At 55.0% G+C, this 12651-nt stretch carries 12 protein-coding genes; all 12 read right to left on the bottom strand.

The features are described from left to right. Nucleotides 1-400 precede the first annotated feature (400 nt). Nucleotides 401-1519 (bottom strand): ABC transporter permease, encoded by a 1119-nt coding sequence (locus AC0L7S_RS19770; protein WP_473474442.1) that lies wholly within the window; start codon nucleotides 1517-1519, stop codon nucleotides 401-403. Further along, nucleotides 1516-3051: an FtsX-like permease family protein gene (locus AC0L7S_RS19765; RefSeq protein ID WP_473474441.1), complete on the bottom strand. Its 1536-nt coding sequence runs from the start codon at nucleotides 3049-3051 to the stop codon at nucleotides 1516-1518. The genes AC0L7S_RS19770 and AC0L7S_RS19765 overlap by 4 nt, the downstream gene beginning before the upstream one ends. Then, the gene (locus AC0L7S_RS19760; protein WP_473474440.1) at nucleotides 3048-3731 is read right to left on the bottom strand and encodes an ABC transporter ATP-binding protein; all 684 of its coding nucleotides are present in this window, start codon (nucleotides 3729-3731) and stop codon (nucleotides 3048-3050) included. The genes AC0L7S_RS19765 and AC0L7S_RS19760 overlap by 4 nt, the downstream gene beginning before the upstream one ends. Next, nucleotides 3724-4386 (bottom strand): ABC transporter ATP-binding protein, encoded by a 663-nt coding sequence (locus AC0L7S_RS19755; protein ID WP_473474631.1) that lies wholly within the window; start codon nucleotides 4384-4386, stop codon nucleotides 3724-3726. The genes AC0L7S_RS19760 and AC0L7S_RS19755 overlap by 8 nt, the downstream gene beginning before the upstream one ends. A gap of 28 nt (nucleotides 4387-4414) precedes the next feature. Continuing rightward, nucleotides 4415-4987, bottom strand: coding sequence for a hypothetical protein (locus AC0L7S_RS19750; protein ID WP_473474439.1), 573 nt, complete (start codon nucleotides 4985-4987; stop codon nucleotides 4415-4417). Between the two features lie 120 nt (nucleotides 4988-5107). Further along, nucleotides 5108-5764 (bottom strand): hypothetical protein, encoded by a 657-nt coding sequence (locus AC0L7S_RS19745; protein ID WP_473474438.1) that lies wholly within the window; start codon nucleotides 5762-5764, stop codon nucleotides 5108-5110. Further along, complete coding sequence (locus AC0L7S_RS19740) at nucleotides 5755-7116, bottom strand: bifunctional DedA family/phosphatase PAP2 family protein (RefSeq protein WP_473474437.1); 1362 nt, start codon at nucleotides 7114-7116, stop codon at nucleotides 5755-5757. Before AC0L7S_RS19740 ends, AC0L7S_RS19745 begins: the two co-directional genes overlap by 10 nt. 5 nt (nucleotides 7117-7121) lie before the next feature. After that, entirely contained in the window at nucleotides 7122-8492 is a 1371-nt protein-coding gene (locus AC0L7S_RS19735; RefSeq protein ID WP_473474436.1) for a sensor histidine kinase, read from the bottom strand. Beyond that, a complete protein-coding gene (locus AC0L7S_RS19730; RefSeq protein ID WP_473472148.1) occupies nucleotides 8479-9156 on the bottom strand; it encodes a winged helix-turn-helix domain-containing protein in 678 nt (225 codons plus the stop codon). Before AC0L7S_RS19730 ends, AC0L7S_RS19735 begins: the two co-directional genes overlap by 14 nt. 594 nt (nucleotides 9157-9750) lie before the next feature. Further along, on the bottom strand, nucleotides 9751-10620 hold the full coding sequence (locus AC0L7S_RS19725) for a metallophosphoesterase (protein ID WP_473474435.1): 870 nt from the start codon (nucleotides 10618-10620) through the stop codon (nucleotides 9751-9753). 591 nt (nucleotides 10621-11211) lie between these two features. Next, complete coding sequence (locus tag AC0L7S_RS19720) at nucleotides 11212-11475, bottom strand: hypothetical protein (RefSeq protein WP_473474434.1); 264 nt, start codon at nucleotides 11473-11475, stop codon at nucleotides 11212-11214. A 292-nt stretch (nucleotides 11476-11767) separates the two neighbouring features. After that, entirely contained in the window at nucleotides 11768-12619 is an 852-nt protein-coding gene (locus AC0L7S_RS19715) for a COG4705 family protein (RefSeq protein ID WP_473474433.1), read from the bottom strand. Nucleotides 12620-12651 lie beyond the last annotated feature (32 nt).

Here is a 12651-nt window from a genome sequence, read left to right as displayed (position 1 = left end):
TCGTATTTATCTCATCATCTGCTGGCAGGCCTCGCAAGCTCTGCGCACGAAACCGTCGCAGAAATAACGGCAACTCCTCTTCGAGTTGTTGTTTCAGTGCAGCGAACAACCGTGTTCTCCTTGCGCAGGAAATAATGCGTGGCCTGTGTGGCCACTGGTGTTACTCGTTCGATCAGGATCGTCTGGAATGTGAATCCCTCAGAGACGTAGTCGAACATCGATTTTGTCACCGGCTGCCACTGATCCTGTATCTGCGCCTCTACGGCACCAGATTGAAAAAGCACCGCGAATAACACGGCAGCGGATGAGACCCTTGTCATTCTATCAAAGCGCATTGTAGTCCTCATACATTTTCGTGAGTCCTTCTGTTTCGTTTTGGTAAACATGCACGAGACTCTACTCAGAGGTCGCGAAGTGCTTCAATAGCGTCCCGACGGGACCGCGCGCCAGCATAGACCACGGCGGCCAGAATCGACAGAGCGAGAAGGCCCAGTACAATCGCAAGATAGACCCATGGGATAGAAAGCGCTTCGGGCGGAGGGTCGAATACTCCAGTCAGAAGCTTGACAAGCATCCAGGCGGTGATCGTCCCAGATACGAGCCCGAGCAGGATTCCACTTACTCCAACAAGCAACCCCTCGCTCCAGAGAAACGCCCTGAGTTGGCGAGGCTTGGCGCCGATTGCCATGAGGATTGCGAAATCACGCCTACGATCAATGAAGCCCAACGCCAACACCAGACCGGCGGCCGCTGCCGCCAGCATGATGGCGAAGGTCAGTTCGATCCGCGTCAGACCGGAAAGGTCCACGGCGGTTAAGCTCGAGCCGATTATATGCGATGCCGTGGTAATATCCTTGACCTGCAGTGACGGCTTACCTGCAAGTGCATTCCGTACGGTGTCGGCAAGCATCGATGGATTGTCGTTGGTGCGCATGAGAACATATTCGGCCGCGCTGTTTCCAGTCGCTTGAGTGATGTATGCAGCATTGGCGACGAGGAAGGAATCCTTGGGTGCGGTTGGAAACTCCCTGGCCACACCAATGAATTTGAAGGGTACAGTGTGATACTGGTTGTCGGTTGCGCTGACCAACCGCAGATTTACGGTGTCGCCAGGCCGGAGCTGAAAATCCTTCACGGTCTCCTCGGAGACCAGAACGCCATCTGGAGTCGTAGCGAGCCTCGAAAGGATTTCAGACGCTGTCGCGCTCCCGAAGTATGCATCAGACAAGGTCGTTGCCCGACCGATCGTGGCGGCATCAATACCGTAGATATCTTGAAGGTCGGCTCCGACATAGGCAAACCGGTGCTGCATGGGTTCTGCAGCGGATACGCCTGGCAAGTTTGAAAGCGTAGATAGCTCTGTACTGGCAGGAGTTGCAGTGGTGCCGAAGACTGTGACGTCGGCACCATTGGTGAGTTCCGCGTCGACTAGCGCCTGTGCATTGTAGGTCATATTGAAAATTGCTGTCGAGGAAGCAAACGACACCGCCAACGCCGTCATAGCGATACCGAGCGTCATGCGGCGTGACTGTCGAGACAATGACGCAGCAACCGTTTCCGCCAGCCGACCGAAAAGGGGGTGATAAGGATGCGCAGGAAATTTCCATTTGCAGAGACGATTAGGGCGGCAATCCGAACTGTAAGCAGTGCTGCTCCGATCCAGAAAAGGGCCGGTGTGAGAAAAGCCTTGTAATCGACCGACGTCGCCGCCACCCCTTCTGGAGCAAGCACTATCTGGTATCCCGTACTCGCGGATTGCCAAAACAGCAAAGCGGAAGCAATTAAAAGTATCAGGTCCAGCCAGTACCGTTGCCACAGTGCCGGGCTACCGCGTCCAACCGTGCGCCGCAAAGTCGACACAGTATCGTTGCGAGCTATCAGCCAGGACGGTACGAGGATCGAACCCATTGCAAGCATGATACCTGCGGCGGCGGCGAGAACGACAGATAGGATTACGGGACTGGAAGCGGAATATGACAAGCTGACGCGAGTAAATGCGAACGCACCAAGAAGCCCGACTGTCGTCCCGACCAACCCCGCAGCCGCCGCCTCGGTTGCTGAAAGCGCAAGTATCCTTCGTGTTGAGGCACCACGCACCCGCAATAATGCCTGTTCCAGACGTCGTCGACCTGCGCCGCTGGCCGTTACCGCGATTGTAAGCGCGGCAGCAAGAGCTACACCTGGAACGCCGAGAAACAGGAATAACATCGTGGCATAGAGAGCATCGCCACGAACAGCATCCAACCGCGCGCCTAGATTGTTGGCCACCAATGCCTGGCCAGCAACTCGAGCCTCCAGGTTCTTTGCCGCACCGGCAATCTGAACATATGCAGCGGTTGGCTGCGCGGGAAGATTGGCATGATCGAGCCTGACATGGAACTGCAGCCTCGTGGTGTCAGGTCGCACTCTCTGTTGTGAATTGAATATCCTGTGCCAATCCGCCTCCGGCAGGACAAGAATGTTGTCGGGTGGGGCTTGAGGTGCCGCTTGTGGCGGAAGGCCGACAGCCTGGAACAGTGCATCGGCGTCAGGTAGATCGACAACACCGGAGACGGTTACCATCTCAGGTCCAAGACCGATCCGATTGATCGCGACGATATCACCGAGGCCGACATGAAGATTTGCTGCGGTTTGTTGGGCAATCAACACGCCATCAGCAGTGCCCGAAAGCAACCGCAACTCTTTTGGAAAATCGGCGGCATAGCCCTTGTCGAAAGCGATGACCTTGCCAGGGCCGGTCGTCTGCACAGTTCCGCCAGTGCTGGCGTTTAAGCCATCGATCTGCGCAAACAGGACCGTATGAATGGCGTCTGTTGTCGCAGCTTTGCCGATGGCAGCTTTAATGGATTGCGTATCGGCCGATGGTACGGCTTCGACCTGCCAGTCAATGGGGACGGCTGAGACAGCGCGCTGGGTCATCGACGCGGAACTACCGGCGAGGAAAAGCCCAAGGCTGGCGAGCAGCGCAACAGTCACGGCAACGCCAAGTGATGCGCCCACGAGGCGGGTGATCCGGTGGCGAACAATCCCGATCAACCAATACCGGATCATGATGCCGCCCCTGACTTGCGAAGTTGAGTATGAAGCCGCCCATGTTCTAAGACCCATTGGCCATCCATCCGCCTTGCAACTGTTTGATCGTGGGTGGCGATGATCAGCGCCGCCCCAGCTTTTGCGACCATATCGAAAACGGTATCAAGGAACGTCACAGCCGTTACGCTGTCGAGCTGGCCAGTTGGCTCATCTGCCAGGACGAGTCTGGGGGAAATGATCAGCGCTCTTGCCATCGCGATACGCTGTGCCTGCCCGCCGGAAAGTTCCTCCGGCAATTTTCCCGACAGTTCGGACAAATCGAACCGTTCAAGCATCTCGGAAACTCTTGGGCCGACATTCGAGGCGTCTCCAGCCAGCACCATTGGAAGTGCGACATTGCGAAAGACCGTCAGTGCAGGAAATAGGCTGGGCGACTGAAAGACGAACTGGACTTTCTGGGGCTGCAGCGTCTCGCGCTTCCCGAGAGCCGGCCATGTGATGTTTCCATTGGTCGGCTCAATCAGGCCACCAAGAATATGAAACAAAGTAGACTTGCCGCTTCCAGATGGTCCGACAACGGCAATCCTGTCCTGGTCGTGGATCTGGCAGTCGACACCCTGCAGGGCGTCAATCGTACCACCAGAAGGGGCGGTATATCCCTTCGATATGTCGGTCGCGCACACAAGGACGTCAGTCATGGCTTAACCTTCCGTCTCGCAGCCGTACAATTCGGTCTGCATGCCGGGCCAAAGCCTCGCTGTGGGTGGCGATCAGTGTGGCGTGTCCAGCCCTGCGGCGCTCATCGAAATGGCCGAGCAGGCGTGCTTCCGTCTTCGCATCGACTTCGGCTGTGGGTTCGTCGGCGATCAGCATCTGTGGATTGTTTGCCAATGCAACGGCAAGACCCGCACGCGCAGTCTCTCCACCAGACAGATGCGTGGGATAAGCGTCAGCGCGTTTTTCCAATCCAACTGACGTTATGAGTGATCTCAGATACTGTTCATCGACAGAGCCGGCGAGCATCATCTGGAAGCGGATGTTGCCGCTTACTGTGAAGTGCGGAAACAAGTTGCCGGACTGCATCATTATTCCGCAGGTCCGCGCCCGAAGTTGGGCCCTTTCGGCCTCAGGTCGGCGAGACATGCGCGTTCCGTCGATGACGACATAACCAGCCTCCGGTTCGTCGAGCCCACTAAGACAGTTCAGCAGTGTCGATTTTCCACTGCCGGAAGGACCCATAACCGCCACCGTTTCGCCGCCTGACACAACGAGGCTTACGCCGCGCAAGGCGGCAGTTTCCTCGTCGCCAATATGGAAAAAGCGGTAGAGTTCATGGGCCTCCAGAACTGGCATGGTCAGTTCCACCGAAACGACTGCGACATCAGTTGCCACTGGTCGACATTGTCGGCGCCAAGGGGCGCATAGAGATCGAGCCCGACGAGGTTGCCGTCTTTGAAATAAAGGTATCTGTGGTTCTCCAGCCGCACCTGTTTACCGGTGACGGGATTGGGGTCTGAATTGGAGCTATATGCGATCCGGATTGCTTCCCCACGGGAAGTTTGACCACCTTAACATCAGTTACCTTCACAGCGCGCCCAGCCTTTTTCATCGTGGGCAAGTAATCGGCCTTGATGGAGGCGAGCGTTGGAATGCTTGCGGTTTTGGTGGCTGTAGCGGCGACGCCGTCGAGTTTGTCTATAAAGCCAACACCATTGGCTTTGTCCGATCGGGCCCATCCCTCCGGAACTTTGAACGAGAACCCAAGCGGCGACTTGTAGTCAATGAAGACCTGACTGTCGGGAATGTCGCCGGGTGGGTTCTTTTCGGGCGCGACAGCCTGCTCTGCATACGCGGCCGTCGCTGTGACCACGGGCGACAGTACGATGCCACCAATAAGAACAGTGAGAACCGCGCTACGTAGCACGGTTGATGCAGGTTTCTTGAAGCAGGTCATTTTTGTCTCCGTCACGAATTCGCTTAGGCAGCGATCGATCGAGAGAATGGCACCATATGTTTTTCAGCAGTTTGCGCCGATCATACGGATTTGTAACATTCAGCGGCGGGCCTGCGATCGCTATTTTTGCGTCGAGACCAGATAGAGCTTGCTGTTCCCCGCGGCGAGTTCGGTTGCGTTCCCCTGCAACGAGTTTGCCGTTTCCCTGGCCAACGTGTCGCTTTGTGCAATCGTCATGGGCACCTCTTCGGCGACAGCATAGCCAAAGGCAATGGGATCCCGCATTTCACTCGTCGCCGAAATGAGCAGGAGTGGCTGCGCATTTCCGACGCTGGAAACCGCCGATCCGGAAGACCATACCCTTAGAACATCACGATTTCCCGTTAAGGCTGCGTTCCCACGTGTGAACACTGCAATGGGCGGGCGACCATTGTTCGTCAGCGGCAGGACGGAAACTGCTGGCAATGGTGCCCGCGACGGCAAAATCGCGTCGACGAGGCTGGCAAGCCGACCAGTGATTTGCTGTTTCCATCCAGAGGTTGCAAAATGCACCCCAACCGTAGCCAAGTCGAGATCAGTCTGGATGATGAACGGCTCCCCGAATTCACCATCGAGGAGAGTTCGCCGTTGAGGCAAGGCCATCCAAGTGTTGGCAAGCCATTGCCGCTTGGCAACGACCGTTTGGGTTTCGCGAATCTTGTAGTTGGCAGATGCCGCTGAATAGCCAACCGACAGATGGTACGGATAAGCAATCGCCAGTGTTATTGCTACCAACATTGCGCCTTGTTTCGACGCAGGTGCCAGCGATTTTCCATGAAGCAGCCACGCCAGAACGAACACCAAAGCCCCCCGAACAAAAGCCCTGCTGCCACATCACTCGGCCAATGCGCGAAAAGATAGAGACGCGAGAATGCAATGAGCCCTATCGTGATGGCGGCAACAACGTAGATCATGTGCCGGATGCGTGGCGTAAAGTCCTGGGCAACTATCAGCGCGCAGATCCCGATGATCGTGGCGGATAGCGTGGCATGACCGCTCGGAAAGCTGTAACCGTCAGCCCCGCTGTAAAGAGATATCGGCCTTGCGCGATGGATTATGGTCTTGACCAGAGGGACAAACAGCGCCGCGCTGACGAAGCCGGTTGCTACCGTGCTCGCCAGTCTCCAGCGCTTATGCCACAGCAGTATCGCAACGATCACGACGGCGACAGGTGCGAGAACAACTCCGTCGCCGAGCATCGTGAGGCTAACCATGAGACTGTCGAATACAGGCGTCCTAAGCCCTTGAAGATAAGCGCTGATCGCCTCATCGGACCGCACAAAAGCCGGATCGGCGAGATATTCTGCGGCAACCATTATGAAGCCAGATAGACCAAACAGCGCCAAAGTGAAAAAGCTGAATGGAACGAGAATATTCTTCTCATTAGCGATCAATCGATAGAGAAAGCGGGATCCTGGATCTCCGCGATTTGAAAGCGCGGTGGCAAGACGCCAGCGCCATTTTTCGGCGTGCGGGAGAAGCCAAATGAACGCAATTTTTGTTGCGTACCAAGTTGCTACTGCGACAAACAAACTAAGCAGGAGTAACTCCAGCAGCCTTGGATTGCCGGAGTTGGCAACATCAATCCCTCGGCCAATTCCAATACCCGGAAGCAAATGGCTGGCCGCCCAGGTAATCGCCGAGACAACATTGATCACCGTGAAGCGCACCGGGTTCATGCCGACTATGCCGGCGATGCCGGGCACGACCGACTTGATTCCAGGTATGAAACGGCCGATGAATACGCTCTTCCCGCCATGGTGGGCAAAATAAGCTTCGCCCTTGTCAAGCATTCCCGTGTAGCGGTTGAATGGCCAAACCTGCCGGATCTGTTCTCTGTAGGTATGGCCGATCCAGTAAGAGATGGCGTCACCTGCAACTGCACCTAAAACGGTAGCGGTAAAAATCGGGATGAAAGAAAGTTTGCCCATTCCGATGAGTGTTCCCGCGCCAACAAGCACCACAGTCGAGGGCACGAAAAGACCCAGCACGAATATTGCTTCGCCCATTGAGAAGAGAAAGACGATCGCCAGCGCCGCGTGCTGGTGGTCGCCAATATATGTAACTATCGACTGAAGGTAGCCCAGCATGTCGATTACCCCCTGTCCGACCGAGACAGCGGAAAGCGCACATTCACTCGCAGGCCCGGATGGTTGTCTTGCAAGCCAAGTGCAGCATCATGCAGGTCGGATATGGCTTTGACCATGGCAAGGCCAAGACCGGATCCCGGAGTTGTGCGGCTTTGTTCGAGCCGGTAGAGGCGGCGCAACACTTTCTCACGCTCAGATTCGGGAATGCCTGGTCCGTTGTCGGCGATTGTTGCCAGAACTGTGTCATCGACCTGTTCGACTGCGCATTCGATGCGCGCGCCCTTGGAACAATGACGAAGCGCATTTTCCAGAAGATTGGCAAACATCTGCGTCAACAGTTCGCGATCGCCGTGGATTAGAAGTTGGCTATTTCCGGTATCCAGATTTAGCTCAAGGCCGGACTCCTCGTAGGCTGAGCGATAGAATTCCGCAACCTCTGTCAGAATCGCGCCAACATCGACGTCGGCAAACCGCGCCTTGCGTGCGCCTGACTCGATCTGCGCGATCCTGAGCAGCGCATCGAATGTCGCAATGGTTCGGTCCAACTCGGTCGCTGCCTCGTCGAGTTCTTTGGCGACAGGCAGACCCTTGTCCTGTTTCTCCGAAGCCTCTTCGATGACAATACGCAATCGGTTGAGCGGGGTCTTCAGATCATGCGAGATGTCATTGCTGATCTGCCTGATGCCTTCGACAGATGCGCCCAGGCGCGCGACTGCTGCATTGATCATCTGCGCCAGCGTGTCGATGTCGTCGCCCCGGCCACTCGCCGGAATAGGCGCGTCGAAGTGTCCGTCTGCCACGCGTTCGAGCGAATTCTGGATCAAGTCGATACGGCGGTTCATGCGCCGCGACAGGAAAGCGCCGACCGCAAGCGATATGGAGACCAGAACCAATGCCGCCCACAATGTGCCTTCCAGAATGATCTCTTCCAATTCACTGATGTCTTCAGTGCTCTCGCCGATGGTCAGGCGATAGTTGCCAATTCCCCCCTGTTTGACGAGGTAGTTGAAATCGGCGTCAATGCCCAATGCTGCTGCACCGACCTGAGGCCGAGGCGGATTTTCAGGGACGGTATCGACATTGCCTGCGAGTTTACGGTCGTTTTCGCCCTGCAGCAGGAAAATGCTGTCCTTGTTTCTGGAAGCGGTCGCATAGGCTTCAACTGTAGACCTGAGGTCCTCCAGATTTCCATCCTTGAAAGTCGAGGTGAAAAAACTGAACTGATCGTTCAGCGCCAATTGATGGCGCCACAGCAATTCCTCGCGGATGACGGAATAGGCGGTTGCCGCAGCAATCACAGCTGCAGCGAGAAACAGGATCGTGAACGTAGCGGCAAGCCGAAAGCCGCTGTTGCGAAGCAAACTAGCGCGGCGCATGAATGGCATAACCGGTGCTGCGCACAGTATGCAGCAAGGCAGTATCGAAGGGTTTGTCGATTTTTGCCCGCAGGCGGCTGATATGCGTTTCAACCACGCTGGTTTGCGGGTCGAAATGGAAGTCCCACACCCGCTCCAGAAGCATCGTGCGGGTAAGCACCCTTCCTTCCGAACGCATCAGGGTTTCCAACAGGGAGAATTCCTTGGGCTGTAGATCGATTTCCTGTCCTGCTCGATTGACGCGACGGCGAATGAGATCGAGTTCCAGATCATGTACCTTCAGAATAGTCTGCTCTTGCTGGAAAACCGGACGGCGAGCAAGAGCCCCGACACGTGCCGCGAGTTCGGAAAATGCGAAGGGTTTGACAAGATAGTCGTCGCCCCCTGCTTCCAAACCCTCAACCCTGTCGTCGACGCCGCCGACCGAAGTCAGGAAGATGAGCGGCGTTCGGTTACCGGCAGCACGGATCGCCTTTACCATCGACAGTCCGTCAAGCCCGGGCAACATTCTGTCCACGATCAAAACATCATAGGATTCACGCGTGGCCTGAAAAAGCCCATCATGACCATTGTCCAGCACATCGCAGACATGGCCAACCTCACGGAATCCACGCGTGACATAATCCGCCAACTTCCCGTCGTCTTCGATCAGAAGTATCCGCAATATGTTCCCTCCTGCAGACCAAATCGCAATCTGATTGCTCTTTGCAATTCAGATTGATGTGGCTGCAATCACGTTCAGCAATTCGTATCATGTCATAGTAAAATGCTTAAACAGCGTAGTGCCTGTCGGTTTTCAGTCATCGCGCCGGATATATCGCGGGCATACAAAGCGACATGCACCTTCAAGAACGCCACCTTTTTATCGCTGCGCACCCCTACTACGCGTCGCATGATGGTCGAGAACTGTATAAGCTGTTTCAATCACAGGCGGGACAGGTCGACCGCAGCCGGACGCCGCGTTTGATCGCGAACCCCATCGACTGGGATGTTGTCTGCGACGAAGCCCTGGAGCGACGGCCGGAATGCAAAGGACAAGGAAAACTGTGATCGCAAACAGGGGCATGGCAACGACGAAGAGCGCCGTTCCGATAACCATAGCGCAAACGACCCAGAAATATTCTGCGAACCTGTTCATCGATTTCACTCCGTTGTTTATCCAACAGTGAAGGATTGAAATCTCATGGGAATGGCCGCAAGGATACCAATTTGTAATATTCGGCAGTGGAACGGTGTCAATGGCTATGTCTCTAACCCCTCATCTGCGGTAGAGTGGCTTGGAGTAGGCATCGGTAAAGACAACGTCCCCATTGAAGCTGCCATTGGGATTGCTCGCCTCGGCCAAAACGACGTCCATGAACGCTTCACCGACGCGAACCACGGCGAACCCACCGAGAAAGGCAGCTTTCGGCTTGACGATATCGTAGCCAGCTTCCCGATAGATCATCGGTGTCTCGTGTTGATGGCCATGAAAAATACCGATGACGTTATATCCCGCAAGCACAGATAACATCGCATCGCGATTGGCCTTGCTCCACCAGCGCGACGGTCCAACTCCAATGGAATTGTAGAGCCGACGGTTCGAATCCCATTGTCCGGTCGAAAACGAATCCCATCCGTAGTGTTGAAAAACGATCACTGGCCTGCCGTCAGCGGCATGGGTAGAAAGATCCTGCCGGAGCCATGGCAGGCTGTCGGCAGCGCCTCTGTTCGTGTCGCCTGCAAAGCGGTGGGCCTGAATTAGGTGAAGTGAGCCCCAGTCCCAGGAATAGTCGTCTGAATTGATATCGTAGTTGGCGGCCGGAAGTGGAGGCTTGTAGATTGCCGAAGGGTGGTGGTTGAATTCGACGTAATCCCGCATTTCCTTGCGATACCAATCGGGGTTATTTCGCGGGCCATCCTGATCGAGATCGTGGTTGCCAAGTCCAACATAAACTGGGAAATGAATCTGATCGGGTGTCGTGCCTTGCTTGTATCGCTGTGAAAATTGCAGAAGCTGGGTGCCTTCTCCCGGACCACGAGTCTGCCCACCGCCATCATCTGTAATGTCTCCGCCTACGACTACGCCGGCAGGTTGGTGGATTGGCTCTCCAGCACTGACGAGGCCTGTGCGGTTTCCATTGATCACGCTTGGCCAAGTATAACCTGAGATTCCGTTGATTGCATGGATGTGGCGGCGAAGGTTCTCATCAGTCTTCCCTTCAATCCGACAATTTGGCGCAAGACCGCCATGCATCTTGCACGCATGGATGTCGCAGGTGAAGATGAAGGTAACGTCGGTCCCGAAACTGGCGCGAGAGCGGCTGATCGAGAACGCCGACGTACACGAGAAAGCCAACATTCCCGCGAGGAAAGACCGTCTCGTTGCAAAAAGCGGCTGGCGTATCACTACCATTTGGCCTTCAAAAGAACAGCATGGCGTAGAAATTCGTAACGTTTCATCGCGCGTGTCCGAATTCCATTCTGGTTCATTTCCATAGAATTAACATAGTTCAACACGACGTCCCGGTTAGTAAGGTGATGTGTTCGTAATCAATCACTATTACCTATCAAATTCGAACGTCTGCGACACGGAGTAAAACAGCGTCTCAACATCGTTGACGGACATGTCAAATACGCCGCTGGGCATAATGTATTCAAAGTGAGGCGGATCGGAAAACCCGCTCCGCCTCGGAATCTTATGCTCGAAATTCCCTGCTACCAATGCACGCCGATGGCATCATTTGTGCACGCCGATTAATTTCAGGGCACCAGTCATATCCGCATCACCACGGGTCGTCCCGCCTTTTTCCTTGCAGTCTTTTGCGGCTTCCTTGCGCATTTTCTTGGCGCGGGCGATATCAGACTTACTCGCCTTCGTCGTCTTCACCGCTGCGTCGAATTGTGCGATGTCCTTATTGCAGTCGGTCTTGGCCGCTGCGAACGCTGGCGAGGCGCCGACAATCGCGATAGCGGCAATGAGCGGGTAAACAAAACTTTTCATATCATGCACTCCCGTTGGGATCACTTACCGTTTCCGGATACGAAAGCGTGATCGATCTTTCGCATCCAGATACACCGTAGACCTTAGATTTGTCGGTAGATTTGCCGCAATCTTACAAATCGGTACTGATCGGCGACCTAAACAAATCGTGGCCATTTCTCCAGGGCGAAACAGCGATCGCAGGCTGCTTCCATTTGGCTGATATATGAACAGGCGGACCGAAATATTTGGTCCGCCTGTTCCTGCTGGTGGTTATGCTGGACTAACTCGTCGAAAATCGTAGCATTTGTACCTATTCCGTTTCTGCGCGCATGGTCGCCAGTTCGTTCGGGACTGTGCGAGGCTCATTGGTGATGACCAGTTCGTCACCATCGTGAGTGAACTGCATGTAGATTACGACTGCCGCGATGCCGCCAAGAAACATCAGGCTTGTAACGGTAGTACCGAAACCAAGTCCGCCTGACCCGACCGGCTGCGAAAACAGATCACCGAAGGATGCTCCCATCGGGCGCGTGAAAATGTAGGCCAGCCAGAAGCACAGGATCGCATTCATATTGAACAGATAAAAACCGGCAGCGATGACACCTATAATCGCGCAATACATCAAGCCGGCCGAGAGGTAACCAAGCGCCAAACCTTCGGCGGCCAAATCACCGGCGGCAGTGCCGAGTGCGAAGGTAAACAGGATTGCCAGCCAGTAGAAGACTTCGCGGCGCGCCGTATAAATCGTGTGGATAGAGAGCGTACCCTCGATGGCGTACCAGATAGCGAAAGTCGCCGCCAAGGCGATTGTAAAGCCAATCGTACAAGCCTCAAGGCTGTAGCCTAGATTGTCGACCAGATTGTCTGTGATGAGGGTGCCTACCACGGAAATCAGGACGACAGCCAACCAGTAGACCCAGGGAACATATTTGTGCTGTGCAAACTGGAGAAAAAGAGCAGCGATCAGAAACCCGCTCATGATGAGTGATGTTGCTGGCAAACCAAGACCGAGATTCATATTGAGAAAATCGGCAGCGGTTTCGCCAACGGTGACGGCTAAAAGCTTGACAAGCCAGAAGTCGACAGTGACTTGAGGAACACGATTATGAACTGGCCGGTCCGCTTGAAACGCGGATGGGCTGTTCGCCTGGATAGTGGGCATAAAACCTCTCCTGGTACGATTAGATCCGTCAT

The sequence above is a fragment of the Mesorhizobium sp. G2-6-1 genome (genome assembly GCF_055809095.1).
This window is presented reverse-complemented; position numbering and strand designations above follow the sequence as displayed.